23 protein-coding genes are annotated in these 26,315 nt (G+C 72.7%); 8 read left to right on the forward strand and 15 right to left on the reverse strand.

Annotated elements, in window-relative coordinates:
* Window positions 1-90: 90 nt before the first annotated feature.
* The gene (locus AAC944_RS18665) at window positions 91-867 is read left to right on the forward strand and encodes a class I SAM-dependent methyltransferase (RefSeq protein ID WP_030621574.1); all 777 of its coding nucleotides are present in this window, start codon (window positions 91-93) and stop codon (window positions 865-867) included.
* Between the two features lie 17 nt (window positions 868-884).
* On the opposite strand, the gene AAC944_RS18670 is transcribed toward AAC944_RS18665, so the two are convergent.
* The 4 genes from AAC944_RS18670 to pdhA (AAC944_RS18685) all read right to left on the reverse strand — a co-directional run bounded on the left by AAC944_RS18670 (window position 885) and on the right by pdhA (AAC944_RS18685) (window position 5,085).
* Window positions 885-1,322, reverse strand: coding sequence for an NUDIX hydrolase (locus AAC944_RS18670; RefSeq protein WP_051872215.1), 438 nt, complete (start codon window positions 1,320-1,322; stop codon window positions 885-887).
* An 81-nt stretch (window positions 1,323-1,403) separates the two neighbouring features.
* Window positions 1,404-2,852, reverse strand: coding sequence for a dihydrolipoamide acetyltransferase family protein (locus AAC944_RS18675; RefSeq protein ID WP_030621578.1), 1,449 nt, complete (start codon window positions 2,850-2,852; stop codon window positions 1,404-1,406).
* 23 nt (window positions 2,853-2,875) lie between these two features.
* The gene (locus tag AAC944_RS18680; protein WP_030621580.1) at window positions 2,876-3,859 is read right to left on the reverse strand and encodes an alpha-ketoacid dehydrogenase subunit beta; all 984 of its coding nucleotides are present in this window, start codon (window positions 3,857-3,859) and stop codon (window positions 2,876-2,878) included.
* Window positions 3,860-3,861: 2 nt separating this feature from the next.
* Window positions 3,862-5,085 carry a pyruvate dehydrogenase (acetyl-transferring) E1 component subunit alpha gene (gene pdhA, locus AAC944_RS18685; protein WP_030621582.1) on the reverse strand — a complete coding sequence of 408 codons (1,224 nt, stop codon included), beginning with the start codon at window positions 5,083-5,085 and terminating at the stop codon, window positions 3,862-3,864.
* 327 nt (window positions 5,086-5,412) lie between these two features.
* Here pdhA (AAC944_RS18685) and AAC944_RS18690 point away from each other — a divergent pair, with 327 nt between their 5' ends.
* The 3 genes from AAC944_RS18690 to AAC944_RS18700 all read left to right on the forward strand — a co-directional run bounded on the left by AAC944_RS18690 (window position 5,413) and on the right by AAC944_RS18700 (window position 7,709).
* Complete coding sequence (locus tag AAC944_RS18690; protein WP_030621584.1) at window positions 5,413-6,072, forward strand: response regulator; 660 nt, start codon at window positions 5,413-5,415, stop codon at window positions 6,070-6,072.
* A 137-nt stretch (window positions 6,073-6,209) separates the two neighbouring features.
* Complete coding sequence (locus AAC944_RS18695) at window positions 6,210-6,626, forward strand: pyridoxamine 5'-phosphate oxidase family protein (RefSeq protein WP_030621587.1); 417 nt, start codon at window positions 6,210-6,212, stop codon at window positions 6,624-6,626.
* Between the two features lie 57 nt (window positions 6,627-6,683).
* Window positions 6,684-7,709: a phosphotransferase gene (locus AAC944_RS18700; RefSeq protein ID WP_030621589.1), complete on the forward strand. Its 1,026-nt coding sequence runs from the start codon at window positions 6,684-6,686 to the stop codon at window positions 7,707-7,709.
* Window positions 7,710-7,794: 85 nt separating this feature from the next.
* On the opposite strand, the gene AAC944_RS18705 is transcribed toward AAC944_RS18700, so the two are convergent.
* Window positions 7,795-9,345: a protein kinase domain-containing protein gene (locus AAC944_RS18705; RefSeq protein ID WP_030621591.1), complete on the reverse strand. Its 1,551-nt coding sequence runs from the start codon at window positions 9,343-9,345 to the stop codon at window positions 7,795-7,797.
* A gap of 449 nt (window positions 9,346-9,794) precedes the next feature.
* Between AAC944_RS18705 and AAC944_RS18710 the strand changes: the two genes are divergently transcribed.
* Window positions 9,795-11,438, forward strand: a complete 1,644-nt coding sequence (locus tag AAC944_RS18710; RefSeq protein ID WP_030621593.1) for a protein kinase domain-containing protein — start codon at window positions 9,795-9,797, stop codon at window positions 11,436-11,438.
* A gap of 75 nt (window positions 11,439-11,513) precedes the next feature.
* On the opposite strand, the gene AAC944_RS18715 is transcribed toward AAC944_RS18710, so the two are convergent.
* The gene (locus AAC944_RS18715; protein WP_030621596.1) at window positions 11,514-12,083 is read right to left on the reverse strand and encodes a bacterial proteasome activator family protein; all 570 of its coding nucleotides are present in this window, start codon (window positions 12,081-12,083) and stop codon (window positions 11,514-11,516) included.
* 225 nt (window positions 12,084-12,308) lie between these two features.
* Between AAC944_RS18715 and AAC944_RS18720 the strand changes: the two genes are divergently transcribed.
* Window positions 12,309-13,160, forward strand: a complete 852-nt coding sequence (locus tag AAC944_RS18720) for a hypothetical protein (RefSeq protein WP_196943223.1) — start codon at window positions 12,309-12,311, stop codon at window positions 13,158-13,160.
* Window positions 13,161-13,273: 113 nt separating this feature from the next.
* Here the strand turns inward: AAC944_RS18720 and AAC944_RS18725 are convergent, their stop codons facing one another.
* The 7 genes from AAC944_RS18725 to pdhA (AAC944_RS18755) form a co-directional block, all read right to left on the reverse strand.
* A complete protein-coding gene (locus AAC944_RS18725; RefSeq protein ID WP_030621601.1) occupies window positions 13,274-14,254 on the reverse strand; it encodes an NAD(P)H-quinone oxidoreductase in 981 nt (326 codons plus the stop codon).
* A gap of 304 nt (window positions 14,255-14,558) precedes the next feature.
* On the reverse strand, window positions 14,559-15,740 hold the full coding sequence (locus tag AAC944_RS18730; RefSeq protein ID WP_051872209.1) for a potassium channel family protein: 1,182 nt from the start codon (window positions 15,738-15,740) through the stop codon (window positions 14,559-14,561).
* Window positions 15,737-17,548: a molybdopterin-binding protein gene (locus tag AAC944_RS18735; protein WP_078888852.1), complete on the reverse strand. Its 1,812-nt coding sequence runs from the start codon at window positions 17,546-17,548 to the stop codon at window positions 15,737-15,739. The genes AAC944_RS18730 and AAC944_RS18735 overlap by 4 nt, the downstream gene beginning before the upstream one ends.
* Complete coding sequence (locus AAC944_RS18740; RefSeq protein ID WP_030621606.1) at window positions 17,548-18,495, reverse strand: DUF6457 domain-containing protein; 948 nt, start codon at window positions 18,493-18,495, stop codon at window positions 17,548-17,550. Before AAC944_RS18740 ends, AAC944_RS18735 begins: the two co-directional genes overlap by 1 nt.
* A gap of 92 nt (window positions 18,496-18,587) precedes the next feature.
* Window positions 18,588-20,009 (reverse strand): dihydrolipoamide acetyltransferase family protein, encoded by a 1,422-nt coding sequence (locus AAC944_RS18745; protein WP_030621607.1) that lies wholly within the window; start codon window positions 20,007-20,009, stop codon window positions 18,588-18,590.
* Complete coding sequence (locus tag AAC944_RS18750; RefSeq protein WP_030621610.1) at window positions 19,993-21,090, reverse strand: alpha-ketoacid dehydrogenase subunit beta; 1,098 nt, start codon at window positions 21,088-21,090, stop codon at window positions 19,993-19,995. The genes AAC944_RS18745 and AAC944_RS18750 overlap by 17 nt, the downstream gene beginning before the upstream one ends.
* A complete protein-coding gene (gene pdhA, locus AAC944_RS18755) occupies window positions 21,090-22,244 on the reverse strand; it encodes a pyruvate dehydrogenase (acetyl-transferring) E1 component subunit alpha (RefSeq protein ID WP_030621611.1) in 1,155 nt (384 codons plus the stop codon). Before pdhA (AAC944_RS18755) ends, AAC944_RS18750 begins: the two co-directional genes overlap by 1 nt.
* Before the next feature lie 231 nt (window positions 22,245-22,475).
* On the opposite strand from pdhA (AAC944_RS18755), the gene AAC944_RS18760 reads away from it, so the two are divergent.
* Entirely contained in the window at window positions 22,476-22,964 is a 489-nt protein-coding gene (locus AAC944_RS18760) for an Lrp/AsnC family transcriptional regulator (protein ID WP_030621613.1), read from the forward strand.
* Between the two features lie 35 nt (window positions 22,965-22,999).
* On the opposite strand, the gene AAC944_RS18765 is transcribed toward AAC944_RS18760, so the two are convergent.
* Window positions 23,000-23,593, reverse strand: coding sequence for a TetR/AcrR family transcriptional regulator (locus AAC944_RS18765; protein ID WP_030621615.1), 594 nt, complete (start codon window positions 23,591-23,593; stop codon window positions 23,000-23,002).
* Window positions 23,594-23,838: 245 nt separating this feature from the next.
* On the opposite strand from AAC944_RS18765, the gene paaN reads away from it, so the two are divergent.
* Entirely contained in the window at window positions 23,839-25,536 is a 1,698-nt protein-coding gene (paaN, locus tag AAC944_RS18770) for a phenylacetic acid degradation protein PaaN (protein ID WP_030621616.1), read from the forward strand.
* Window positions 25,537-25,554: 18 nt separating this feature from the next.
* On the opposite strand, the gene AAC944_RS18775 is transcribed toward paaN, so the two are convergent.
* Window positions 25,555-26,223 carry a TrmH family RNA methyltransferase gene (locus tag AAC944_RS18775; protein ID WP_030621617.1) on the reverse strand — a complete coding sequence of 223 codons (669 nt, stop codon included), beginning with the start codon at window positions 26,221-26,223 and terminating at the stop codon, window positions 25,555-25,557.
* Window positions 26,224-26,315 lie beyond the last annotated feature (92 nt).

The following is a 26,315-nucleotide window of genomic DNA, read 5'->3' on the forward strand; positions in this document are numbered from 1 at the left end:
CTACTCACACCCCACCTACGCTCCATGAGCAGAGCGCCACGACACCGTGTCCTTCCCGTGACGCCCGGTGATCGAGATGGGGTGCATCCCATGTCCGTCAAGAAGAACCTCACCGCCGACCGGACGGCACTCGCCCACAAGGTGCGTTACGCCCTCGGCCATCCCGGGCGGATACCCCCGTACGTCCGCCGAGCCGCACGGGACCGCTGGCTGGCCCTCCACCACCCCGACCACGTGAGCTACTACCGCGCGGTCATGGCGTCCGACACCCGGCGCGACCCCGAGGCGGCCGTCGGCAGCCGGAGCCACGGCCGCTGGCTCGCGCTCGGCCGGATGCAATTCGACTACCTGCGGGAACACGGCCTCACCCGGCAGTCCCGGATGCTCGACATCGGCTGCGGCAACCTCCGCGCCGGGTGGCGCTTCATCGAGTACCTCGACGCCGGGAACTACTACGGCATCGACATCTCGCCCGACATCCTCATCGCGGCGAAGCGGACGCTGACCGACCGGGGCCTCCAGGCGAAGCTCCCGCACCTGACCCTGACCGGTGACCTCACGCTGGACTTCCTGCCGGACGCCCACTTCGACGTCGTGCACGCGCACAGCGTCTTCTCGCACTCACCGGTCGAGGTCATCGACGAGTGCCTGGCGCACGTGGGGCGGGTGCTGGCCCCCGGCGGCTTCTTCGACTTCACCTTCGACCGCACCACCGGCGCCGAGCACCAAGTGCTCCGCGAGGACTTCTACTACCGCACCGAGACCCTCGTCGGCCTCGCCGCGCGGCACGGCCTGACAGCCCACTTCATGGACGACTGGGAGGCCCGCGGCCACGGCCAGTCCAAGCTCCGCGTCACCGCGGGCTGACCGCCCGGGCCGGGGCGCTACAGCCGGCCCGCCTCCGTGAGACGGCGGACGACCTGGCGGAACGCGGGAGCGCAGACCTCGAAGTCCTCGGCGTTGTGCCAGGCGACCTCGGCGATCTCGCGGCCCGGTACGGGGTCCACCGTGGCCGGGCCGCCCGTGAAACAGGTCATGTGCAGGCGGCGGCCGGCACGGCCGTGGGCGACGTCGTGGACGGTGAACGCCTCGGTCAGGTCCCCCGGCGCGAGCGTCACGCCGATCTCCTCGGCCAGCTCGCGGGAGAGCGCCTCCGCGGCCGTCTCGCCGGGCTCGTACTTGCCGCCGGGGAGGTAGAAGGTGTCGTTGCCGCGGGTGCGGACGCTCAGCAGGCGGCCGTCCCTGATGTGCAGCCAGGCGACGGACTGCAAGGGCGGAACCGCGTCGGCGGTGGCGTCAGCAGTGATCTGTGTATCGGTCATGACCACGACGGTAGGCAGGGCGGCGCGGCGACACCACTTCCTTTTCGCCTGCGCCGCCCTGCCCGGGCCGCTGACCTCGTACTACGCCCAGGTGATCAGGCGCTTGGGGCGCTCCAGCACCGCGGCGGTGTCCGCGAGCACCTTGGAGCCCAGCTCGCCGTCGACCAGCCGGTGGTCGAAGGAGAGCGCCAGCGTCGTCACCTGACGCGGCTTGACCTTGCCCTTGTGGACCCAGGGCTGTTCCTTGACCGCGCCGAAGGCGAGGATCGCGGATTCGCCGGGGTTCAGGATGGGCGTACCGGTGTCGACGCCGAAGACGCCGACGTTGGTGATGGTGACCGTCCCGCCCGCCATGTCCGCGGGGGAGGTCCTGCCCTCCCTGGCCGTGGCGACCAGCTCACCGAGGGACTCGGCGAGCTGCGGCAGCGTCTTGGCGCCGGCGTCCTTGATGTTCGGCACGATCAGGCCGCGCGGGGTGGCCGCCGCGATGCCCAGGTTCACGTAGTCCTTGCGGACGATCTCCTGGTTCTCCTCGTCCCAGGAGGCGTTGATCTCCGGGTGGCGCCTGATGGCGACCAGGAACGCCTTGGCGACGAGGAGCAGCGGGTTCACGCGGACGCCCGCCATGTCGGGGTCCTGCTTGAGCTCCTGCACGAGCTTCATCGTGCGGGTCACGTCGACGGTGATGAACTCCGTGACGTGCGGCGCGGTGAAGGCGGAGTGCACCATCGCCTGGGCGGTGGCCTTGCGTACGCCCTTGATCGGGACACGGGTCTCCCGGGCCGCGGTCACGGCCTCGGGGGCCGGCGCGGGCGCGGCCGGGGCCGGCGCCACGTCGAACTCCGGTACCGCCGCGGGCGCGGGCGCGGCCGCCGCGTGCACGTCCTCACGGGTGATGATCCCGTCGGGACCGCTCGGGACGACCGAAGCCAGGTCGATACCGAGGTCCTTGGCGAGCTTGCGGACGGGCGGCTTGGCCAGCGGCCGGCCGGCGGCCGCGGGCTCGGTGGCCGCGGTCGCCGCGGGCGTTTCACGTGAAACCGGCGCGGCGGCCGGCTCGGGCACGGCGCGGCCGTTCAGCTCCGCCTGGACGGCCGCCTGCGCGCCGTTCGCGGCGGCGGTGCCGGGCTGCGCCTTGCGCGCCCGCCGCTTCGTCGAGGACGGCGCGGCGCCGTAGCCGACGAGCACCGCCTTACGGCCCTCCTCGCCGCCCTCGGCCGCCTGCTCGGCGGCCTCCGGAGCGGCTGCCGGGGCTTCGGCGGGTCCCGCGCCCGGGTCGGTGTCCACGGCGATGATGACCGTGCCGACGTCGACCGTGGTGCCCTCGCCGAACCGCAGCTCGTGCACCACACCGTCGTACGGGATGGGGAGCTCGACGGCCGCCTTGGCGGTCTCGACCTCGCAGACGACCTGCCCGTCGGTGACGGTGTCACCCTCGGTGACGTACCACTTGAGGATCTCGGCCTCGGTGAGCCCCTCGCCCACGTCGGGCATCTTGAACTCGCGGAAGCGCTGATCGGTTGCAGTCATGCTCACGACTCTCCTCAAGCCCCTCAGTACGCCAGCGACCGGTCGACCGCGTCGAGCACCCGGTCCAGGTTCGGAAGGTACTCGTCCTCCAGCCGGGACGGCGGGTAGGGGGCGTGGTAGCCGCCCACCCGCAGCACCGGCGCCTCCAGGTGGTAGAAGCACCGCTCCGTGATGCGCGCCGCGATCTCCGCGCCGGAGCCGAGGAAGACCGGTGCCTCGTGCACGACGACCAGGCGGCGGGTCTTCTCGACCGAGGACTGGAGCGTGTCGAAGTCGATGGGGGAGAGGGAGCGCAGGTCGACGATCTCGATGGACCTGCCCTCCTCCTCGGCGACCTGGGCGACGTCCTGGCAGACCTTGACCATCGGACCGTACGCGGCGAGCGTCAGGTCGCTGCCCTCGCGGGCGACCCGGGCCTTGTGCAGCGGGTGCGGGATGGCCTCGGTGTCCAGCGCGGATTTGTCGTGGTAGCGCCGCTTGGGCTCGAAGTAGATGACCGGGTCGTTGCCGGCGATGGCCTGCTGAAGCATCCAGTAGGCGTCCGAGGAGTTCGAAGGTGTGATCACCTTCAGGCCCGCGACGTGCGCGAACAGCGTCTCGGGGGACTCGGAGTGGTGCTCGACCGCGCCGATCGCACCGCCGTAGGGGATGCGGATGACGATCGGCAGCTTGACCTTGCCGAGCGCGCGGGCGTGCATCTTGGCGAGCTGGGTGACGATCTGGTCGTACGCCGGGAAGACGAAACCGTCGAACTGGATCTCCACGACCGGGCGGTAGCCGCGCAGGGCCATGCCGATCGCGGTACCGACGATGCCGGACTCGGCGAGCGGGGTGTCGATCACCCGGTCCTCGCCGAAGTCCTTCTGCAGGCCGTCGGTGACGCGGAAGACGCCGCCGAGCTTGCCCACGTCCTCGCCCATGACGAGGACCTTGGGGTCGGCCTCCATGGCCGCACGGAGCGATTCGTTGATCGCCTTGGCGATCGTGATCTTCTCGAAGACAGCCATGTTCAGTTCTCCTCCGCGAACGCGGCCTGGTACGCGGCGAACTGGGCGCGCTCCTCGTCGACGAGCGCGTGCCCGTCGGCGTAGACGTGCTCGAACATCGCCATGTCGTCGGGGTTCGGCATGGTGCGGACCGCGTCGCGCACCCGCTTGCCGAGCGCCTCGTCCTCCTTCTCGACGGAGGCGAAGAACGCCTCGTCGGCGATCCCCTCGGCCTCGAGGTACCGGCGCAGCCGCAGGATCGGGTCCTTGGCCTCCCACGCCACCAGCTCGTCGTTGCCGCGGTAGCGCGTCGGGTCGTCGGAGGTGGTGTGGGCGCCCATGCGGTAGGTGTACGCCTCGACGAGCATCGGCCCCTGGCCGGTGCGGGCCCGGTCCAGGGCCGCCTTGGTGACGGCGAGGACGGCGAGCACGTCGTTGCCGTCGACCCGTACGCCCGGGAAGCCGTAGCCGCGGGCGCGCTGGAAGAGCGGCACCCGGGTCTGCTTCTCGGTCGGCTCGGAGATCGCCCACTGGTTGTTCTGGCAGAAGAACACCACGGGGGCGTTGTAGACGGCGGCGAAGGTGAAGGACTCCGCGACGTCACCCTGGCTGGACGCGCCGTCACCGAAATAGGCGATGACGGCGGAGTCGGCGCCGTCCTTCTGGACGCCCATCGCGTAGCCCGTCGCGTGCAGCGTCTGGGAGCCGATCACGATCGTGTACAGGTGGAAGTTGTTGCTGTTGGGGTCCCAGCCGCCGTGGTTCACGCCGCGGAACATGCCCAGCAGGTTCGTCGGGTCCACCCCGCGGCACCAGGCGACGCCGTGCTCGCGGTAGGTGGGGAAGACGTAGTCGTCGTCGCGCAGCGCGCGTCCCGAGCCGATCTGCGCGGCCTCCTGGCCCAGCAGCGAGGGCCACAGGCCCAGCTCGCCCTGGCGCTGCAGGGTGGTGGCCTCCGCGTCGAACTTCCGCGTCAGCACCATGTCGCGGTACAGCCCGCGCAGCTCGTCGGCGGACAGGTCGATCGCGTACTCCGGGTGCTCGACGCGCTCCCCCTCAGGGGTCAGCAGCTGGACGAACTGGTCCGGGTCGTGCTCCGCCGAAGCCGGTGCGCCGACGGCCGCCTTGCTGCCGGCCTTCGTGCCGGCCTTGGCCTTCGCCGCGGTCCCGCCGGGCGCTTTCTTCGCGGTCGTGCGCTTGCCGCTACTGCGCGTAGCTTTCCGTGCGGCAGTGCTGTCCACGGTCACGTGCTGCTCCTCCGTCTGTCCGGCCCCCGGGGTCCGCCGGTGGCCGTATTGCGGCTCACCCGGTATCCGATACGGCGCACGGGGTGTGTGCGAACGCGGTCAGGCCCGGGTGGAACAAAACTGCCCCGGACGTGGCCTGCCCATGCACGTTACCCATTTCCCGAGCCTAAGCGAAAACGGCCCTGACCTGCGATTTTGCTTGGATTTCCAAGTAAATCGCGGAGGGTGGGAACAACTCCTGGTCACAGCGTCGCAGGCCGCCGGGACAACGGCACGTTATATCGCCGGACCGGAGCACGGGAAGGGTTCGTATGTGAGACTGAGCCCGTGCACGAAGACGGAAAAATCACGGTATTCCTGCTCGATGACCACGAGGTCGTACGGCGTGGCGTTCACGACATGCTCACGGTCGAGAGCGACATCGAGGTGGTCGGCGAAGCCGGTACCGCCGCGGATGCCCTGGTCAGGATCCCGGCGACGCGTCCCGACGTGGCCGTGCTGGATGTCCGGCTGCCGGACGGCAGCGGCGTCGAGGTGTGCCGCGAGATCCGCTCGCAGAACGAGGACATCAAGTGCCTGATGCTCACGTCTTTCGCCGATGACGAGGCGCTTTTCGACGCGATCATGGCCGGTGCGTCCGGGTACGTGCTCAAGGCCATCCGCGGGAACGAGCTGCTCTCGGCCGTCCGGGACGTGGCGGCCGGGAAGTCCCTGCTGGACCCCGTGGCCACCGCGCGGGTCCTGGAGCGGCTGCGGGACGGCGGCGGCCCCAAGGGCGACGACCGGCTGGCCGACCTCACCGAACAAGAACGGCGGATTCTCGATCTGATCGGCGAAGGCCTGACCAACCGCGCCATCGGGGAACGGCTGCATCTGGCCGAGAAAACCATCAAGAATTACGTCTCCAGCCTGCTCGCGAAACTCGGTATGGAACGCCGTTCACAGGCCGCCGCATACGTCGCCAGAATGCAGGCGGAAGGCCGCTGAACCACGCCCCGCGGTATCGCATCGACTTCTTCCGGCACGGTTGACCTGCGGCATCGGCCTTTTCGGGACCAACGTCCCGGCGGACCGGGGCGGCCGCCCCTACAGCCGTGCCCGCGCCGCCGGGCAGGGTGGTCCCCATGCCCGACGAATTCCGCGCACTGGAGCTGCTCAGCCGTACGCCCTACGGCCGGGTCTCGGCCAGCCTGCGGGCGCTGCCCTTCACCACGGTCGCCCGGCACGTGGTGACCGAGAAGGGACGGCTGCTGCTGCGCCTGCACCGCGGTCACGGCTACCACCGCGCCCTGGACGGCAGCGTGGTCTCCTACCAGGCGGACAACGTCACCGCCGGCGAGCCCGAGACCTGGACCGTACAGTTCACCGGCACGGCCGGCGTCGTGTGCCCGGAGCCGGCCGACCACGACGCCTTCGGACGCACCCCGGCGCTCGCCGACGGCGAGCCCTTCGACCCGGTGTTCCTGCGCATCGATCCGGTCTTCGCGAAGGTGCACACACTGACCGGGGTCCCGGTGTTCGGGTACGCCCATTCAGGCTGACCGATAGCCGACCGGTGCGGGAAACCCGCCCGTCGGAAGTGATCTAACATCTGGCGGGTGCTGCGCTCATCTGCGGTCCGGACGGCAACGGCGCCCGACGGACACCTCCTCGGCTCCCTGCTGCGCCGCTACGAAGGCGCCGGGGAGCCGCTGTCGTGCGAGCCGGTCGCCGAGGGGCTGCTCAACCACGGCTACCGGCTGGTCACCACGTGCGGCCACTTCTTCCTCAAGCACCACCTCGACGCCGACCGCGCCGCCCTCGTACGGCAGCACCGCGCCACCCGCCTGCTGGGCGCCATGGGCCTGCCCGTCGCGCCGCCCGTACGCGCCGCCGACGGCCGTACCGTCGCCGTCCTCGACGGCCGCTGCTACGCCCTGCACCCCTGGGTCGAGGGCCGTCACCTGGACGGCGCGGCGCTCACCCCCGCCCAGTGCCACCGCCTCGGCACGCTGCTGGGCCGGGTCCATGTGGCGCTCTCCCAGGTCATGCCCGAGGAGCCGCCGCAGCCGGGCCAGGAGAGCGCCGACCCCTCCGCCACCTTCGTGGGCATCGACGAGCTGCTGGCGCTGGCCCGGGACGCCCGTCCGCACGACAGCTTCGACGCGCTGGCCGAGCACCGGCTCCTGGAACGCCGCGCCCTGCTGGCCGCGCACGCCCACCACCGGCCGCCCCGCGCGGCGCCCGCCGGCTGGGTGCACGGCGACTTCCACCCGCTGAACCTGCTCTACCGGGACGCCGAGCCGGCCGCGATCGTCGACTGGGACCGGCTGGCGGTCAAACCGCGCGCCGAGGAGACCGTACGGGCCGCCGCGATCTTCTTCGTACGGTCCTCGGGCAGCCTGGACCTGGCGAAGGTGGCGGCCTACGCACGTGCCTACCGGCGTGCCTCGGGCGTCGGCCCGGACGAGCTGGCGGCCGCCGTGCACCGGGTCTGGTGGGAACGCCTGAACGACTTCTGGATGCTGGACTGGCGCTACCGGCTGGGCGACCGGCGCGCCGACGGCCTCTTCCCGGCCGCCGCGGCGCTCGCGGTGTGGTGGACGGACGAGTACGCCGCGGTACGGCAGGCGTTCACGGGCTGAGCACGTCGGCAGGGTCCGGCCGTTACGTGAACGAGCGAGGCACCGCATCGGTGCCTCGCTCGTTCAGGTCACATACCCGGCCGGCTCACTCGCCGCCGTCCTCGCCGTCCGCCGGCGGCGGGATGATCGGCGACGAGTCGTCGGTCGGCTCCGTCGTCGGGTCCGAGGTCGGCTCGGTCGTCGGCGCCGTCGTCGGGTCCGTGGGCGTCGGGTCGTCCGTCGGCTCGTCCGTCGCCGTCTGGGTGTCCGACGGCGTCGGGTCCCCGGTGTTCGTCGGCTGCTGGGTGTAGTCACCGGTGTTGCCGCCCGTGTTGCCCGGCAGCGTCGCCTCCGTCGTCGGGTCCTCCGACGGCGGCTCGGTGGTCTTCTCGTCCTTGCTCTCCGTCGCCGTGGGCGTCGGCTTCGGGTTCTTCTCGGGCTTGTCGTCGCCGGTGTTCTGCAGGGCGATGGCGACGCCGACCACGACGGCGATCAGCGCGAGCGCGGCGATCAGCCAGATCTTGCCGCGGCCGCCCTTCGAGCCGCGCGGTCCGCCCTCGTAGCCGCCGTCGTCCTCCCGCATGCCCTGCGGGAGGATCGGCTGCGCGGCCGTCGAGCCGTGCGCCGGGTGCGGCATGGCCGTCGTGGCCGCCACCCCCATGGCGGCGGTCGAGCCGCCCTCGTGCGCGGCGACCGGCCCGGTGCTCCAGGTACCGGTGTGGCCGCCCTGCTCGTGCAGCATCTGAAGTGCGTACTGGACCAGGCCGCGCATCTCCTCGGCGGTCTGGAACCGGTCGTCCGGGTCCTTCGCCAGCGACCGCATGACCAGCCCGTCCAGCTCCGGCGGCACCGACTCGGCGACCTCCGACGGCGGCACCGGCATGTCCTGCACGTGCTGGTACACCACCGACAGCGGCGTCTCGCCGACGAAGGGCGGGCGCAGCGCGAGCAGTTCGTACAGCAGGCAGCCGGTCGCGTACAGGTCGGAGCGGGTGTCGACGGTCTTGCCGAGCGCCTGCTCGGGCGAGAGGTACTGCGGCGTGCCCATGACCATGCCGGTCTGGGTCATCGTGTTCGACGCGCCGTGCAGGGCGCGCGCGATGCCGAAGTCCATCACCTTGACCGCGCCGCTGTTCGTGATGATCACGTTCGCGGGCTTGATGTCGCGGTGCACGATGCCGTGCTGGTGGCTGTAGGCCAGCGCCTCCAGCACCCCGGAGACGATGATCAGTGCCTGGTCCGGCGGCGGCGCGTCGGCGTTGAGCAGCAGATCGCGGATGGTGTGGCCCTCGACCAGCTCCATCACGATGTACGGGATGGTGTTGCCGCCGACCAGGTCCTCGCCGGAGTCGTACACGGCGACGACGGCGTGGTGGTTCAGGCCGGCGACGGACTGCGCCTCGCGGGTGAAGCGGGCCTTGGACACCGGATCCTCGGCGAGGTCGGAGCGCAGCAGCTTCACCGCTACCGTACGGCCCAGCCGTACGTCCTCGGCGGCGAACACCTCCGCCATGCCACCCCGGCCCAGACGGCGCGTCAGGCGGTAGCGCCCGTCGCCGACCAGACCGCCGTTGCCCCACATCTCCGGTGCGTCGGGGATATTGGAGCCGGTGGCTTCAGGATCGGACGGGCCCTGGGGGCTCTGCGTCTGTGCCATCGGTCCTCGCCGTCGAATCGTTCCGCGTGAACGCGGTTTAAAGTCTCGGTCTTCGCAAGAGCACGCTACAGGCTCCACGGAGCGCACCGGTTTTGTGAGTGACCGGCCATCAAACCGTTCACCGCTCACATGTCGCAAGTTCACTACGAGTGACCGTTTTGCCCGGCCGGTGCTGACAGATTCGTGACATGGTTCTGACACGCTCGCGACAACCGACGAGCCCATTACTGACAGGCTCCTGTCACGCGCCGCGGCCGTGCGGGGATGTTGCCCATCTGGTCACGGAACGGGCACGCGGCTTGACTGGCCGGAGGCCTCAGGCACACTTGGCTGCGGATATCCAGAACCTGGCCGCCCGGTCGCATACCGGCCCCGGCCAGCAACAGAACAGCCCGACCAGTGCCGCGTACGGGCAGTGCGGGCAGTGCGCCGAGGGGGAAACGGAAAACATGAGCCAGGACGGCGCACAGGGCCGTGGCGCGGGCCGTTCGGTGGGGCGGGGACGCTACCAGCTCCGTGATCTTCTCGGCGCCGGCGGCATGGCCTCCGTCCACCTCGCGTACGACAGCGTGCTGGACCGCGAGGTCGCGATCAAGACGCTGCACACCGAGCTCGGCCGCGAGCAGGCCTTCCGCGAGCGCTTCCGCCGCGAGGCACAGGCCGTCGCGAAGCTCTCGCACACCAACATCGTCTCGGTCTTCGACTCCGGCGAGGACGAGCTCGACGGCGGCATGGTGCCGTACATCGTCATGGAGTACGTCGCCGGGCAGCCGCTGCGCTCGGTCCTGGACGCCGACATCGCCCAGTTCGGCGCCATGCCGACCGAGAAGGCGCTCAAGGTCACCGCCGACGTGCTGGCGGCCCTGGAGACCAGCCACGAGATGGGCCTGGTCCACCGGGACATCAAGCCCGGCAACGTCATGATGACCAAGCGCAACGTCGTGAAGGTCATGGACTTCGGCATCGCCCGCGCCATGCAGTCCGGCGTGACCTCCATGACGCAGACCGGCATGGTCGTCGGCACCCCGCAGTACCTCTCGCCCGAACAGGCCCTGGGCCGCGGCGTGGACGCCCGCTCCGACCTGTACTCCGTCGGCATCATGCTCTTCGAGCTGCTGACCGGGCAGCTGCCCTTCGACGCGGACTCTCCGCTGGCCATCGCGTACGCGCACGTGCAGGAGGAGCCGCCGGTCCCCTCCAGCATCAACCGCTCGGTGCCGCCCGCGGTGGACGCGCTGGTGGCCCGCGCGCTGAAGAAGAACCCCAACGAGCGCTTCCCCACCGCGCAGGCGATGCAGGACGAGTGCCTGCGCATCGCCCAGTCCGGGCAGTCCGGCGCCTCGCCGGTGATCATCGGCGGCCAGGGCCCGCGTACCAGCGGCGCTTCGGTGGCCTCCGCGGTCTTCCCCTCGGCGACCGGTACGCCCGCCACGGGCGCGCCCAACGTGCAGAACCCGTACACGCCGCCGCCCGCGAACGCCCAGTTCGGCGGCTTCGGCCCGTCGACCCCGCCGCCGGCCGGCCACGGTTACCCGACCCCGGCCCCCGGCCCGTACAACAACGGGGTGCAGACCCCGCCGCCGTACACCATCGCCCCCCAGGGCGGCGGGCAGCCCGGCGGCGGCAGGAGCAACAAGCCGGTGATCATCGGCTCCGCCGTGGTCGCCCTGATCGCCGTCGTCGCGGTCGTCATGGTCATCGCCTTCAGCGGCGGCGACCCGGACCGGCCCGGCCCCCAGGCCGGCGGCACCAGCGCCCCCCAGCCCACCGCCTCCGCCACCGAGGACGCCGCCGACAAGGTCCAGCCGGAGCAGAAGGACCGCACGATCGATCCGAAGGAATGCACGGAAGCGATCCAGAGCTTCGACGACAAGTCGAAGGTCATGATGCCGAACTTCTACAGCAAGAACCTCAGCTCGGTGAAGACCTGCATGCAGAAGGCCGGCTGGCAGTGGGACATCACCTACGAGAACAGCGAACCCATGTGGGGGAAGAACGCCGTCATCCGGCAGACGCCGGGCGAGAACGACAACTACGACCCCAAGGGTGACCAGAAGATCCAGCTGGTGGTCTCGACGGGCAAGGCCGGCTGACGCCGGTGCCCGACGCACCTGCACCGAGGGGCCCTTCGCGCACACCGCGCGCAGGGCCCCTCGGTGCAGGTGACATCAGAGGTACGGGCCGGAGCGGGCGCTGCCGCGGCCGGGGTGGGGCTGGTCCTCCTCGTCGGCGGGCACCGCGCCGGGAGGCAGGGCGCGGCGCATCTGCTCCAACTGGGCGCGGGCGGCCATCTGCTGGGCGAACAGCGCGGTCTGGATGCCGTGGAACAGGCCTTCCAGCCAGCCCACCAACTGGGCCTGCGCGATGCGCAGTTCCGCCTCGGTGGGCACGGAGTCGTCGGTGAAGGGGAGCGAGAGGCGCTCCAGCTCCTCCACGAGCTCCGGGGCCAGCCCGTCCTCCAGCTCCTTCACCGAGCCGGCGTGGATCTCCTTGAGACGGACCCGGCTCGCCTCGTCCAGCGGGGCGGCCTTCACCTCTTCCAGCAGCTGCTTGATCATGCTGCCGATGCGCATGACCTTCGCGGGCTGTTCGACCATCTCCGTCACCGGAACCTCGCGTGGCTCGTCGTCACCGTCTCCGCCACCGGAGCCGCCTGCGCTGCCGAGAGCCATGCCGTCCGGGCCGACAACCAGGACGTGCGGGCTCTCCTGCGACCGTTCGTTCATCGGCATATCCATGCCGCCATTCTCTCGTACATGCACTTAGGAACGGTTGTGCCCCGTGGAACTGGTGATCCACCCTCGTCCGGCGGCACGGTCTCGGTACTTGGGCGCACATGCACGCATATCACGGGAGTTCGCCCACCTTTTAGAGGTTCTTTCGCTTTTTCCCGGGATGCCGCAATTGTTGGCTCATGTGACCCTGATGACGTCACTCGAGGGCTCGGCACGGGAGGACACGGCGTGGTTGCAGGACTTCGCTCGCTCATCGCCGCCGGACTGCTGACGGCCACCACGCTGCTCCCCGCCGCTCCCGCGGCCGCCGCTGCCGCCGGAGGGCCACCCGGACGGGTGACCACCCGAGTGGCGGATCCGCCGCAGCCGCCCGCCGGCGGGCGCCCCGTGGACGGCCGGTCCACCGACGGCACGTCCCCCGGCCGGGGCCCGGTCCCGGCCGTCCCTGAGGCCCCGCCCGCCGAGGGCACGGCGGGCGACTCCCCCGGCCGGCCGCAGGGCCCCGGCGCCTCGGGCCCCTCCGGTTCGTCAGCAGCCCCGTCGGGACCGGGCCGGAGCCCCTCGCCGTTCTCGACCGCCTCCGGCCCGAGCCCGACGGCGGGGACGAGCGACTCCGCCACCGCGACGCCCGGCCGGCCCACGCCCAGCGACTCGGCCTCCGGCTCCGACGGGCCGGCCAGCCGCCCGGGCACCCCGGCCCGGACCGGCACCGGCACCCCGTCCCGCACCACCGGGACGAGCGGGCCCGGTACGCCCCAGGACTCCGGCTCCCTCGGGTCGGGCGCGGCCCTGGAGAGCCCCGGCACGTCCGACCGCCCGGCCGGCGACCGGCCCGGCCGCCCGTACGGGCCGCTGTCGCCGCACGGCCAGGGCACCCACAACTGGCAGACGCTGAACCCGCCCGAGGGCTACCCGTCCATCGGCCCCTCCCGGACGGGCCGCGGGACCGCCGGCGCCCTCCGCTCGCCCTACGCCACCGAACGGGCCGCCCGCGTCGCACGCGTCCTCCCCTTCGGCGCGGGGCTCGCGCTCACGGGGCTGGGACTGGCGTTCATCGGGCTGCGGCTGCGGCGCCGGTGACACCACGCGGCGGGGACCGCCGTACGGACGGCGGGCCGGTGACACCACGCGGCACGGACGGCGGCACGGACGGCCGTACGGGTGGCGTACGGCCGTACGGGTGACCGCCCGGCTCAGCCGACCGTCAGGACGACCTTGCCGATGTGGCTGCTCTCCTCCAGGACGCGGTGCGCCTCGGCGGCCTCCGCCATCGGCAGCGTACGATCCACGATCGGCCGCACCTGGCCGTTCTCGATCAGCGGCCAGACGTGCTCCCGTACGGCGGCCACGATCGCGGCCTTCTCCTCGACCGGCCGGCCGCGCAGCGACGTCGCGGTGACCGCGCCCCGCTTGGCCAGCAGCGCGCCCAGGTTCAGCTCGCCCTTCCGGCCGCCCTGCAGACCGATGATGGCCAGCCGCCCGTTGGTGGCCAGCGCCCGCACGTTCTGGTCCAGGTACTTCGCGCCGATGATGTCGAGAATGACGTCCGCGCCCCGGCCGTCGGTGGCCTTGCGGATCTCCTCGACGAAGTCCTGCTCGCGGTAGTTGATGAGCACGTCGGCGCCCAGCTCGCGGCAGCTCTCCAGCTTGTCGGCGCTGCCCGCGGTCACGGCCACCTTCGCGCCGACCGCCTTGGCCAGCTGGATCGCCATGGTGCCGATGCCGCTGGAGCCGCCGTGGATCAGCAGCGTCTCGCCGGGCCGCAGGTGGGCCACCATGAAGACGTTCGACCAGACGGTGCAGGTCACCTCGGGGAGCGCGGCGGCCTGCGTGACGTCGAGGCCCTTCGGCAGCGGCAGCAGCTGGCCGGCCGGCACCGCCACCTGTTCGGCGTAGCCGCCGCCCGCCAGCAGTGCGCAGACCTCGTCGCCGACCGCCCAGCCGCTCACGCCCGGGCCGACCTCGGTGATCGTCCCGGCGCACTCCAGGCCGGGGTAGGCGGAGGCGCCGGGCGGCGGGTCGTAGAAGCCCTGTCGCTGCATGACATCGGCGCGGTTGACGGCACTGGCCTCGACCTTGACCAGCACCTCGCCCTCGGACAGTTGCGGCGCGGGCACCTCGGCCCACACCAGGGCCTCGGGTCCGCCGGGTTCGGGAATGGTGATCGCTCGCATGGCCGCGAGGCTACTCGCCCCGCCCGGTCCCGTCCGAGGGCACTCCGGTACGGCGGCGCGTGAGCCCCGTATCGGAGGCCGGCGCGTGAGCCACGTACCGGAGGACCGGCGCGTGACCTACGTACCGGAGGCCCGGCGCGTGAGCCCCGGTATCGGAGGCCGGCGCGTGAGCCACGTACCGGAGGCCCGGCGCGTGAGCCCCGGTATCGGAGGCCGACACGTGAGCCACGTACCGGAGGACCGGCGCGTGAGCTAGTACCGGAGGCCCGGCGCCGTGAGCCACGTGCCGGAGGCCCGGTACGGGTCAGTCGCCGAGGTCCTGTTCGTCCGCGCGGCGGATCACCCGGTCCTTCTCGTCCGCCCGGCGCATCGGCTGCACACCGCTGCCCGGCAGCCCCTGCCCGGCCGGGCGGCCCAGCTCGGCCCGCTCGTCGCCGGCCACCGCCCGGACGATGGTGATCAGCCGGTCGGCGTGCTGCAGCGGGCTCGCCGCCGGGTCGTCGTACGCCAGCAGCCGGTGGCCGCGCAGTACGGAGACGACCAGGTCACCGGTGTCCCGTACCGACTTGCCGACCTCCGACTTCACCACCGGGCGCTCGACGATGTCCAGGCCGCTGCCCTGCTGGATCAGGTCCTCCATGACCGTGCTCGCGCTCGGGCTGTGCACCGACAGCCCCAGCAGCCGGCCCGCGGCGCTCGCGGAGGTGATCACCGAGTCAGCACCGGACTGCCGCAGCAGCGGCGCGTTCTCCTCCTCCCGCACGGCCGCCACGATCGTCGCCTTCTTGTTGAGCTGACGGGCGGTCAGCGACACGAGGACGGCGGTGTCGTCGCGCTGCGTCGCGATGATGATCTGGCGGGCACGCTGCACCTCTGCGCGCAGCAGTACGTCGCTGCGCGTCGCGTCGCCGAGGACGCCCGCGAAGCCCTCGGCGACGGCCGAGTCGATCACCTTGGGGCTCGGGTCCACGATGACGATGCGGTCCCGGCTGGCGCCCGTGGCGCGCAGCGTCTGCACGGCCGACCGGCCCTTCGTGCCGAAGCCGATGATGACGGTGTGGTCGCGCAAGGCGGTCCTCCAGCGGTTCAGCCGCCACTGTTCACGGGTCCGCTCGGTGAGGACCTCCAGGGTGGTGCCGACCAGAATGATCAGGAACAGGACGCGGAGTGGCGTGATGAGCAGGATGTTCAGCAGCCGTGCGGTGTCTCCGTACGGAACGATGTCGCCGTAGCCGGTGGTGGAGAGCGTGACGGTGGCGTAGTAGACGCAGTCGAGGAAGTCGACCGAGTCGTCGGCGTTGTCGTGGTACTCGTCGCGGTCCACCCAGACGATCAGGACCGTGAGGACCAGCACTATCAGCGCCATCATGAGCCGGCGCACCACCTGGCGCAGCGGGGCCTCAGGGGCGCGCCGGGGCAGTTGCACCCGGTGCGAGACGTCCTCGGGGAGATCACGCGCCGCGGCGTCGTGGGTGGGGAGCTTCACGCGCGGCCTCCGTGGGCGCCCGTCTCCGGTGCCGTGCCGGCGGAGGACCAGGGCAGGTCCAGGAGCGCGGCCGGCTCACCCTCGGCGGCACCGCCCGGCGGGATCACGGCCAGCGCGTCGGCGGCGGCGATCCCGCGCAGCATGGCGGGGCCGTTGAAGTGCAGGGGGAGCGCCACGACGCCTCCCTTCTCGTCGGTACGGCAGGCCACGGGGACCAGCCGGGTGTCGTGCGGATGACCGTGCACGCCGTCGGCGAGGCGTACCCGGCGGGGCTCGGCGCGCATACGGCCGGAGAGCGTACCGAGCAGCGGTTCGGCGAGTGTCAGCAGGCCCGAAACGGCGGCCAGCGGATTGCCCGGGAGGCCGACGAGGTGGCGGACGGAACGCCCGGGACGGGCGGCGCGTCCGGCCCGCCGGCCGCGCCGGGCCGAGCCCTCCGCCGGGCCGAGCCTGGCGAGCAGCATCGGGTGGCCGGGGCGTACCTGTACGCCGTCCACGAGCAGTTCGGCCCCGAGCCGCCGCAGCGTCGGGTGGACGTGATCGACCGGCCCTGCCGCCGTACCGCCGGTCGTGATCACCACGTCCGCCGTGGAGCCGGCGACGGCTTCGTACAACACGCCCGCGTCGTCCGCGAGATGGCGCGGCCCGACGGTCTCCGCGCCCATGGCGTGCAGCCAGGGCGCGAGCATCGGGCCCAGCGCGTCCCGGATGCGTCCGTCCTGGGGCAGCCCGCTGTGCAGCAACTCGTCGCCCAGCACGAGGATTTCCACCACCGGGCGGCGGTACGTCCACAGCTCGTCGTAGCCCGCCGCCGCAGCCAGCCCGAGAACGGCCGGGGTCACCGGGGCGCCGGGCGCCAGGAGTTGGTCCCCGTTGCGGCACTCCTGGCCGCGCGGCCGGATGTCCTGGCCGGGCGGCGCGCCGCGGGGCGCCGACAACAAGGTGCTGCCGTCGGGCTGTTCCGCGGTCTCGCCGTGCTCGGAACGGAGCACGGCCGAGGCACCGGGCGGTATCCGCGCGCCGGTGGCGATCCTGATCGCGTGTCCGTCGGGCAGCGGCCGGGCGGGGCCCTGACCGGCGAGGATTCCGGCGGACCCGGCGGAGGCCACCGTACGGGGCGCGGTGACGCGCCAGGGGCCGGGACCGGACACGGCCCACCCGTCCATCGCCGAGGTGTCGAACGAGGGCAGGTCCGTGAGCGCCGTGAGCGCCCCGGCGAGCACCCGCCCCAGGGCTTCGGGGCCGAGCGCCACGGCTCCGGCGTCCAGCGGCCCGTCCACGGCCCCCGCCGCGGCCGCCCGCGCGACGTGCCAGGGGGCGTGGGCGCCGGAGCGGGGGGAGGGGGAGGAGCGGTGAGGGGTACGGGCGGGGGCGGGGGCTGGGGTATTCGGGAGGCCGAGGGATTCTGCGTTCGGGTCCGGGCTCGGGCCACGGTCCGGGCTCGGGCCCGGGTCCGGGCCCGGGTCCGGGCTCGGCTCCCGGGCCGGATCCGGGGTGTCGGCCACCGCTGCGGCCTCCGGCTGCGGCTCGCGGCGGTTGTTGCCCCAGGGCGCGTGCCACGGGTCGAACCACGCGCCGTCACCGGAGCGTTCGCCGGTACGGGACGTGCCGCCCTGGGATGCGGCGCCCCGCGGCTCAGCGCCCCGCGGCTCGGCGTCCTGGCGTGCCGCGTCGGCTCGGGGGCCGGCACCCGCTTGCGGCGAGGCGCTCGCCGTCCGGGGTGCCACGTCGCCCGTCCGGGCACGCCCCGCGTTGGCGATGGCGAGCGCGTCGTCGAATTCGCCGGGGTCTCCGGTCGGACCTGGCATCATTCCGCCGTTTCCGCGGCCCAGCGGTTCGCCAGCTCCGCCGCGCGCCTGCTGACCTCCGCCACGTCCAGGCCCTGCTGGGCGGCGGCGTACCCGACGAGGAAGGTCGTCAGCGGCGCGGCCGGCCGGGCCACGCCGTGCGCCGCGTCCCGGGCCAGGTCGAGGAGTACGGCCGTGTCGACATCGAGTTCGATGCCCAGTTCGGCCTTGACTGCGGTGATCCATTCGTCCAACACGTGTCCATGCTCCCTGATCCGGGCGCGCGCCGCGCTGAGGGCCTCCCAGGTGTCGCAGTCGTACGACGCCGTCGCCGTGTCGTCCCGCACCCGGCGCACCGTCAGTTCCGCCAGCAGCGCCCGCAGCGGCAGCCCGGCGAGCCCGCCGTGCGCCGTCCGCAGCGTCTCCAGGGCCCGCCGCAGCGCCGCCGCCCGGTACGCCGCCACGAGCGGCTGATCACGGCCGTCCCCGTCGACCAGCAGGGCACCGTCCACCCCTGCCGACTCCGCTCCCGCCGGACGAGTTTCCGGTAGTTCCGGTCCCCGCGGACCCGATCCCGGCGGACCCGCTCCCGGCGGACCCGCTCCCTCCGGCCGCGCGCTGGGCGGCCCCGCGTCCGCCACCGCCGCGAGCAGGGAGTCCACCGTCGCGGCGGTGAGGAAGGGCAGATCGGCGGAGAGGACGAGCACCGTTCCGGCCGTGGTCCGCCGCAGGCCCGCGTCGAGCGCCGCGACCGGTCCCGCGCCGGGCGGGTCCTCCCGCGTCGTCACCACGGGGCGCGTGGTCGGCCGCTCCGGCCCGACCACCACGGTGCGCGCCGCGCCGGGGCAGGCGGCGAGCACCCGGTCCAGCAGCGACCGGCCGCCGACCGCGAGGGCGGGCTTGTCGGCGCCGCCGAGGCGGCGCGCCGCGCCCCCGGCCGGCACGATGGCGTCGTAGTCGGTCGTCACCCTCCGAGTATCACCGGGACCGGACGATCAACACTCCGTCCGTACCCCTGTTCTCGTGCGTGGCCGCCCGTCACAGCGGCCGCAGCGGGCCGTCACAGCCCCCGCAGCAGGATCGCCGGCTGTTCCACGCAGTCCGCGACGAAGCGCAGGAAGCCGCCCGCCGTGCCGCCGTCGCACACCCGGTGGTCGAAGGTGAGCGAGAGCTGTACGACGTCCCGTACGGCCAACTCCCCCTCGTGCACCCAGGGCTTGGCGGCTATGCGCCCGACGCCCAGCATCGCGGCCTCGGGGTGGTTGATGATCGGCGTGGAACCGTCGACCCCGAAGACGCCGTAGTTGTTCAGGGTGAACGTGCCGTGCGTCAGCTCGGCGGGCGCGAGCCGGCCCGCCCGCGCGGTCTCGGTGAGCCGGGCCATCTCCGCGGAGAGCCCCTCGGCCGTACGGGCGTGCGCGTCCCGTACGACCGGCACGACGAGGCCGCGGTCGGTCTGTGCCGCGAACCCCAGATGCACCTCCGGCAGCCGGACGATCTCTTGCGTCGCCGTGTCCACGGTGGAGTTCAGCTCGGGGAAGCGGGCGAGGGCCGCCGTGCATATCCGGGCCAGCAGCGCGAGCAGCGAGACCTTGGGGCCACTGCCCGCGTTCATGGCGCGGCGCACGGCCAGCAGCTCCGTCGCGTCCGCGTCCACCCAGCAGGTCGCGTCCGGGATCTCCCGCCGGCTGCGGCTGAACTTCTCCGCCGCCGCGCCCCGCATCCCCTTCAGCGGCAGCCGCTCGGCTCCCGCCGGGACCTGCGCCCCGGGCGCCGGGGCGACGGTGCCCGCCACGGGCGCCTGCTCCGGGACGCGCAGCGCGCGCTCCACGTCGGACCGCAGGATCAGCCCCTCAGGGCCGCTCCCCCGTACCGTGCGCAGGTCCACGCCGTGCTCCCGCGCCAGCCTCCGCACCAGCGGCGATATCACCGGCACGGGCCCCGACTCACCGGCACCACCGACCTCCGGGGCCCCGGCCCCCGAGGATGCGCTCTCCGTGGACGCGGTCCCCGCGGAGACGGCCTCCGGGGGTGCGGCCTCGGGGGAAGCGGCCCCCAGGGACGCGCCGGCGCCCGCCGGCTTCCCGGCGCTCGTGCCGGCAGGCCGTACCCGCCGCCGGCGTCCGGCCGGTGCGCTCGTCCCGTACCCGACCAGGACGTTCCCCGAGCCCTCGGCCGTCCCCGCGGCCTTCTTCGACGGCTCATCGGCGGCGGGCCCGCCACCGCTGCCCTCCGACGCGCCCACCGCCACCGTCACCAGCGGTGCGCCGACGGGCAGTTCATCGCCTTCCGCGCCGATCCGGGCGGTCACGACGCCGCCGTACGGGCACGGCACCTCGACCATCGCCTTGGCCGTCTCGACCTCGACCACCGGCTGGTCGACGGCGACGACCTCACCCACCTCGACCAGCCAGCGCACGATCGTCGCCTCGGTCAGCCCCTCGCCCAGGTCGGGCAGCGGGAACTCACGCACCTCGGCCATCACGACCACTCCCCTCGGTGCCGCCGGCGCCGCGCCCGGTGCCGTCCTCGGTCCAGTCGGACTCCCACTGCAGGCGCGCCACGGCGTCCAGGACCCGGTCGACGCCGGGCAGGTGGTGCCGCTCCAGCATCGGCGGGGGATACGGGATGTCGAAGCCGGCCACCCGCAGGACGGGCGCCTCCAGGTGGTGGAAACAGCGTTCGGTGATCCGGGCGGCGATCTCCCCTCCGGGACCACCGAAACCGGTGGACTCGTGGACGACGACGGCGCGCCCCGTGCGCCGCACCGACGCGCACACCGTCTCGTCGTCGAACGGCACCAGGGAGCGCAGGTCCAGCACCTCCAGGTCCCAGCCCTCCTCGCGCGCCGCCTCGGCCGCCTCCAGGCACACCGGCAGCGAAGGGCCGTACGTGATCAGCGTGGCGCTGCTCCCGGTACGCCGGACCTCCGCGCGGCCTATGGGCGCGACGGCCGCCGGGTCCTCGGGGGACCAGTCGGCCTTGGACCAGTACAGCCGCTTGGGCTCCAGGAAGACCACCGGGTCGTCGGAGGCGATCGCGGCCCGGAGCATGCCGTACGCGTCGGCGACGGTCGCCGGGGCGAGCACCTGGAGGCCGGGCGTGGCCATGTAGTACGCCTCGGAGGAGTCGCTGTGGTGCTCGACGCCGCCGATCCCGCCGCCGTACGGGATGCGGATCGTCAGCGGCATCGGCAGCGCGCCCCGCGTGCGGTTGCGCATCCGCGCCACATGGCTGACGAGCTGCTCGAACGCGGGGTAGGCGAACGCGTCGAACTGCATCTCCACGACGGGCCGCAGGCCGTACATCGCCATGCCGACGGCCGTGCCGAGGATGCCGGCCTCGGCGAGCGGGGTGTCGCTGCACCGGTCCTCGCCGAACTCCTCGGCGAGGCCGTCGGTGATCCGGAAGACGCCGCCGAGCCGCCCGACGTCCTCCCCCATCACATGCACCGCCGGGTCCTCGGCCATGGCGTCACGCAGCGCCCTGGTCAGGGCCTGCGCCATCGTGGCGGGCCTGCGCTCCGTCGCGGTGGTGCCTCCGGCGGCGACTGCCGTGCTCATCAGTGCTCCCCTTCCGCTTCGATCTCGGCCCGCAGCAGGTCCGACTGCTCGCGCAGCTGGCCGGTCGGTGCGGCGTACACATGGGCGAAGAGATCCATCGGGTCCAGCGCCGGGTCGGCGTTCATCCGCTCGCGCAGCGCGCCGGCCATCTCCTCGGCGGCGTCCTTCGTGGCGCTCACGTACGCCGACGTGAGCAGGTCGCGCGCGGCCAGCTCGCGCTCCACCAGGGCTACCGGGTCGTGGCCGCGCCAGGCCTCCACCTCCGCGTCGCTGCGGTAGCGGGTGGCGTCGTCGGCGTTGGTGTGCGCCTCCATGCGGTACGTCACGGCCTCGACGAGCGTGGGGCCGCCGCCGTGCCGGGCCCGTGCCACTGCCTCGCCGAGCACTTCGTGGAGCGCGGGCGCGTCGTTGCCGTCCACCAGGCGGCCCGGCATGCCGTACCCCACCGCCTTGTGGGCGAGCGAGGGGGCCGCGGTCTGCTTGGCGAGCGGCACGGAGATCGCGAAGCCGTTGTTCTGGACCAGGAAGACGACGGGGGCCTGCCATACGGCCGCGAAGTTCAGCGCCTCGTGGAAGTCGCCCTCGCTCGTCCCGCCGTCGCCCACCATGGCGAGCGCGACGACGTCGTCGCCCTTGAGGCGGGCGGCGTGCGCCAGGCCCACCGCGTGCGGCAGCTGGGTGGCGAGCGGGGTGCACAGCGGCGCCACGCGGTGCTCGTGCGGGTCGTACCCCGTGTGCCAGTCGCCGCGGAGCAGGGTGAGTGCCTGGACGGGGTCCAGGCCGCGGGCGACGGCGGCGAGCGTGTCGCGGTAACTGGGGAAGAGCCAGTCGCGCTCCTCCAGGACGAGCGCCGCCGCCACCTCACAGGCCTCCTGGCCGGTGGAGGAGGGGTAGACGGCGAGGCGGCCCTGCCGGGTGAGGGCGGTGGCCTGGGTGTTGTACCGGCGACCGCTGACCAGCTGCTCGTAGAGCCGCTTCAGCAGGGCGATATCCACCTTGCCGGCCGCCTCCGTGCCCAGTACGCGGTAGGGCTCCTCGTCGGGCAGGAGGGGCCCCGGGTCGACGCGGGGGCGCCAGGCGGGCGGCGGGGCAGGGCGGTCGCCGGTCGCGGTGCTGCCGTGCCTGCTGCTGCCGGGCTGCTCGAGGACCGTCATGAGGGCACCTCCTCGGTTCGAAGGGGTGGCGCTGTGCGCCTCGTACGGGGTGGGGACGGGCGGCTGGAGGGAAAACTGCGATGCAGGGGCACGGCCGGTGGGCCGGACTCCTCCCTACCGATTGTTCGGTTGCCGACACATTTTGGCTACACGCGGGGGAACCCTGTGGACAATCGGTTCTGCACAGCCTGGAATGGAGTCAGTACGTCCAAGAAGGGGAGACGGGACGGCATGCCGGACGAACAGATGGTCAATCCCGCCGGACGACAGCCCGTCCGCGCCCTGGACGCCGTGGACCGCGACATCCTGCGCATGCTGCAGACCGACGGCCGGGCGTCGATACGGTCCGTCGCGGACCGCGTGCACATCTCCCGGGCCAACGCCTACGCCCGGATCAACCGGCTGCTGGACGACGGCGTGATCCGCGGTTTCAGCGCCCGGGTGGACCAGGAAAGAGCGGGTCAGGGCGCGTCGGCGTACATCACCTTGAAGATCGTGCAGAACTCCTGGCGCACGGTCCGCGAGGCGCTCCAGGCGCTGCCGGGCGCCGCCCACATCGCCCTGGTCAGCGGGGACTTCGACGTCCTGCTGCTGGTCCACACGAAGGACAACCGGGCGCTGCGGGAGCTGGTCCTCACCCGCATCCAGGCGATACCGGAGGTGCTGTCCACCCGCACGCTGCTGGTATTCGAGGAGACCGACCTCGAACCGGAGGGCTGAGCGCCCCACGTCCAGGGGGCGGGCGCACTTCGGGGTCAGGCGTCGTTGCGCAGGCCCGCGAAGGCCGTACGGACCACGGCGTCGGCGACCTCTTCGCTGCTCGCCGAGCCGCCACGGCCCGGCCGGTACCACTCGACGATCGAGTTGATCATGCCGAAGAGCAGCCGTGTCGCCAGCCGGATGTCGGCGTCCGGCCGCAGGTCCCCCTCGGCGGCCGCCTCCTTCAGCAGCTCGGCGACCTCGTTGTCGAAGTCGCGGCGGCGCTCCATGGCCCACCGCTCGGTGTCGGTGTTGCCCCGGACCCGCAGCAGCAGCGTCACGTACGGCAGCTCCGCGATCAGCACCTCGACCTCGCGCCGGGTGACGTACTCCAGCCGCTCGATCGCCCGCCCCTGTGTCGCGCCCGGCTCCTGGAGCACGCCGAACAGGCCGTCCAGCGCCCTGCTTATGGCGCGTCGCAGCAGCTCTTCCTTGCTGCGCACGTGGTGGTAGATGGAGGACTTGGAGATACCGGCCGCCCGGGAGAGGTGCTCCATGGACGTGCCGTCGTACCCGCGCTCGTTGAACACCTCGACGGCGACCGCGAGCAGCGAATCGGGCGTGTAGGTGTCGCGCTTGGCCATGGTCATGATTACAGCAGCTTTCGGGACGGGGCCGCACAGCGGACCGGAGAGCGGGACGGGAACGGCGGCCGGCGGGGGAGCGGCGGGACTGCCGGCCGCACGCGGACCGCCGTGGGGACCGCCGTGCGGACCGGCCTCCCGCGGAGTTTTCCACAGGCTTTCCGGGCCCCCTTGCCCCGACCGATCGTTCGGTTACTCTAGCCCCGTCGCCTGTCCGCTCCCAGCCTGATCGACGAGGAGTTGGTTCCCCGATGGCCGCCGACCCGACCGCCACGCAGCTGATCGAGAAGCACCGCCCCACCCTCGACAAGGCGCTGGAGACCATCCGCAGCCGCGCGTACTGGTCCCCGCACCCGGAGCACCCCAAGGCGTACGGCGAGAATGCCGCGCCCGAGGGCCAGGCCGCCTTCGAGGCACTCCGCGGCACCCGCTTCGAGCTGGACCAGCCCGGCACCGACGGCTGGACCGGCCAGGAGATCTCGCCGTACGGCATCGAGCTGGGCATCACCTACCCGCATCCCGACCCCGACGTCCTGCTGCCCGCCATGCGCGCGGCCATCCCGGCCTGGCGGGACGCCGGGCCCGAGGCCCGCGCCGCGGTCTGCCTGGAGATCCTCGCCCGGATCAACGCCCGCACCCACGAGTTCGCGCACGCGGTCATGCACACCAGCGGCCAGGCCTTCATGATGGCGTTCCAGGCCGGCGGGCCGCACGCCCAGGACCGCGGCCTGGAGGCGGTGGCGTACGCCTACGCCGAGCAGACCCGCACCCCCGGCGAGGCCCCGTGGTCCAAGCCGCAGGGCAAGCGCGACCCGCTGGAGCTGAACAAGACCTTCCAGGCCGTCCCGCGCGGCGTCGCCCTGGTCATCGGCTGCAACACCTTCCCCACGTGGAACGGCTACCCAGGCCTCTTCGCCTCCCTGGCCACCGGCAACCCGGTGCTGGTCAAGCCGCATCCGAGGGCCGTCCTGCCGCTCGCCCTCACGGTCCGTGCGGCACGCGAGGTGCTCGCCGAGGCCGGGTTCGACCCGAACCTCGTCGCGCTCGCCGTGGACCGCCCCGACGAGGGCCTGGCCAAGATCCTCGCGCTGCGCCCCGAGGTCCGCGTCATCGACTACACCGGCTCCACCGCCTTCGGCGACTGGCTGGAGGAGAACGCCCGGCAGGCCCAGGTGTTCACGGAGAAGGCCGGCGTCAACACCGTCGTCATCGACTCGACGGACGACTACAAGGGCATGCTCGGCAACCTGGCGTTCTCGCTGTCCCTCTACAGCGGCCAGATGTGCACCACCCCGCAGAACCTCCTCATCCCCCGGGACGGCATCACCACGGACGCCGGGCACAAGTCGTACGACGAGGTCGTCGACGACCTGGCGGGCGCCGTGCAGAAGCTGCTCGGCGACGACGTCCGTGCCGGCGCCCTGCTCGGCGCGATCGTGAACCCGCAGGTCGCCGCGCGCATCACGGCCGCCCCCGAGCTCGGCGAGGTCGCCCTGCCCTCCCGCGAGGTGACGCACCCCGACTTCCCCGGCGCCACGGTCCGCACGCCCGTGCTGGTCAAGGCGGACGGCGAGCGGAAGCAGTGGGAGAGCCCGGACGCCGACCCGGCCTACCTCACGGAGTGCTTCGGCCCGGTCTCCTTCGCCGTCGCCGTGGACTCGACGCCGGAGGCCGTGGAGCTGCTGCGCCGTACGCTGCGCGACAAGGGCGCCATGACCGTCGGCGCGTACACCACCTCCCCCGAGGTGGAGCGGCTGGTCGAGGAGGCCTGTCTGGAGGAGCCCGCGCAGCTGTCGCTGAACCTCACGGGCGGGGTGTACGTCAACCAGACCGCGGCGTTCTCCGACTTCCACGGCTCCGGTGGCAACCCGGCGGCGAACGCCGCGCTGTGCGACGGGGCGTTCGTGGCGAACCGGTTCCGGACGGTGGAGGTGCGGCGGCCGGCCTGACCGGCCGGCCCGCCGGCGCTAGGCGGGACCTTCGATACGGGCGTGGCGGCCGATCCAGGCGTGCATGGCGATGGCGGCGGCCGCCCCCGCGTTGATCGAGCGGGTCGAGCCGAACTGCGCGATCGAGCAGACCATCGAGGCGTGCGCCCGGGCCTCCTCGGTCAGCCCCGGCCCTTCCTGCCCGAAGAGCAGCACGCAGCGCCGCGGCAGTTCCGTGGTCTCCAGCGGGACGGCGCCGGGGAGATTGTCGATCCCGATGATCGGCAGCTCCTCGGCGGCCGCCCAGGCGGTGAGGTCGGCGGTGCCGGGGTGGTGGCGCACGTGCTGGTAGCGGTCGGTCACCATCGCGCCCCGCCGGTTCCAGCGTCGCCGGCCGACGATGTGGATCTCCTTCGCCAGGAAGGCGTTGGCGGTCCGTACGACCGAGCCGATGTTGAAGTCGTGGCCCCAGTTCTCCACGGCCACATGGAAGTCGTGACGGCGGGTGTCCAGGTCGGCGACGATCGCCTCGCGGGTCCAGTAGCGGTAGCGGTCGACGACGTTGCGCCGGTCACCGTGCGCGAGCAGCTCCGGGTCGTACCGCTCGTCCTGCGGCCAGGGCTCCGGGTGCGGCCCGACGCCGACGACCGTCGCGAAGCCCTCGTCGTACTGCACGGGCTCGGCGGACCTCCCGGACTCGTCGGGCAGGATCGTCGCCGGTCCGGTGGTGCGCCGGCCGGGGCCGTCCGGACGACCGGGGACATCCTGGCCGCCGGGGCCGTCCTGACCACCGACGAAGG

The organism is Streptomyces sclerotialus, from assembly GCF_040907265.1.
GTDB lineage: Bacteria > Actinomycetota > Actinomycetes > Streptomycetales > Streptomycetaceae > Streptomyces > Streptomyces sclerotialus.

Bases quoted from the DNA above. Each gene is read 5' to 3' on its own strand.
- AAC944_RS18665 (WP_030621574.1), top strand. From the start codon at position 91: ATGTCCGTCAAGAAGAACCTCACCGCCGACCGGACGGCACTCGCCCAC.
- AAC944_RS18670 (WP_051872215.1), bottom strand. From the start codon at position 1,322: ATGACCGATACACAGATCACTGCTGACGCCACCGCCGACGCGGTTCCG.
- AAC944_RS18675 (WP_030621578.1), bottom strand. From the start codon at position 2,852: ATGACTGCAACCGATCAGCGCTTCCGCGAGTTCAAGATGCCCGACGTG.
- AAC944_RS18680 (WP_030621580.1), bottom strand. From the start codon at position 3,859: ATGGCTGTCTTCGAGAAGATCACGATCGCCAAGGCGATCAACGAATCG.
- AAC944_RS18695 (WP_030621587.1), top strand. From the start codon at position 6,210: ATGCCCGACGAATTCCGCGCACTGGAGCTGCTCAGCCGTACGCCCTAC.
- AAC944_RS18705 (WP_030621591.1), bottom strand. From the start codon at position 9,345: ATGGCACAGACGCAGAGCCCCCAGGGCCCGTCCGATCCTGAAGCCACC.
- AAC944_RS18710 (WP_030621593.1), top strand. From the start codon at position 9,795: ATGAGCCAGGACGGCGCACAGGGCCGTGGCGCGGGCCGTTCGGTGGGG.
- AAC944_RS18715 (WP_030621596.1), bottom strand. From the start codon at position 12,083: ATGGATATGCCGATGAACGAACGGTCGCAGGAGAGCCCGCACGTCCTG.
- AAC944_RS18725 (WP_030621601.1), bottom strand. From the start codon at position 14,254: ATGCGAGCGATCACCATTCCCGAACCCGGCGGACCCGAGGCCCTGGTG.
- AAC944_RS18735 (WP_078888852.1), bottom strand. From the start codon at position 17,548: ATGCCAGGTCCGACCGGAGACCCCGGCGAATTCGACGACGCGCTCGCC.
- AAC944_RS18745 (WP_030621607.1), bottom strand. From the start codon at position 20,009: ATGGCCGAGGTGCGTGAGTTCCCGCTGCCCGACCTGGGCGAGGGGCTG.
- AAC944_RS18750 (WP_030621610.1), bottom strand. From the start codon at position 21,090: ATGAGCACGGCAGTCGCCGCCGGAGGCACCACCGCGACGGAGCGCAGG.
- pdhA (WP_030621611.1), bottom strand. From the start codon at position 22,244: ATGACGGTCCTCGAGCAGCCCGGCAGCAGCAGGCACGGCAGCACCGCG.
- AAC944_RS18760 (WP_030621613.1), top strand. From the start codon at position 22,476: ATGCCGGACGAACAGATGGTCAATCCCGCCGGACGACAGCCCGTCCGC.
- AAC944_RS18765 (WP_030621615.1), bottom strand. From the start codon at position 23,593: ATGACCATGGCCAAGCGCGACACCTACACGCCCGATTCGCTGCTCGCG.
- paaN (WP_030621616.1), top strand. From the start codon at position 23,839: ATGGCCGCCGACCCGACCGCCACGCAGCTGATCGAGAAGCACCGCCCC.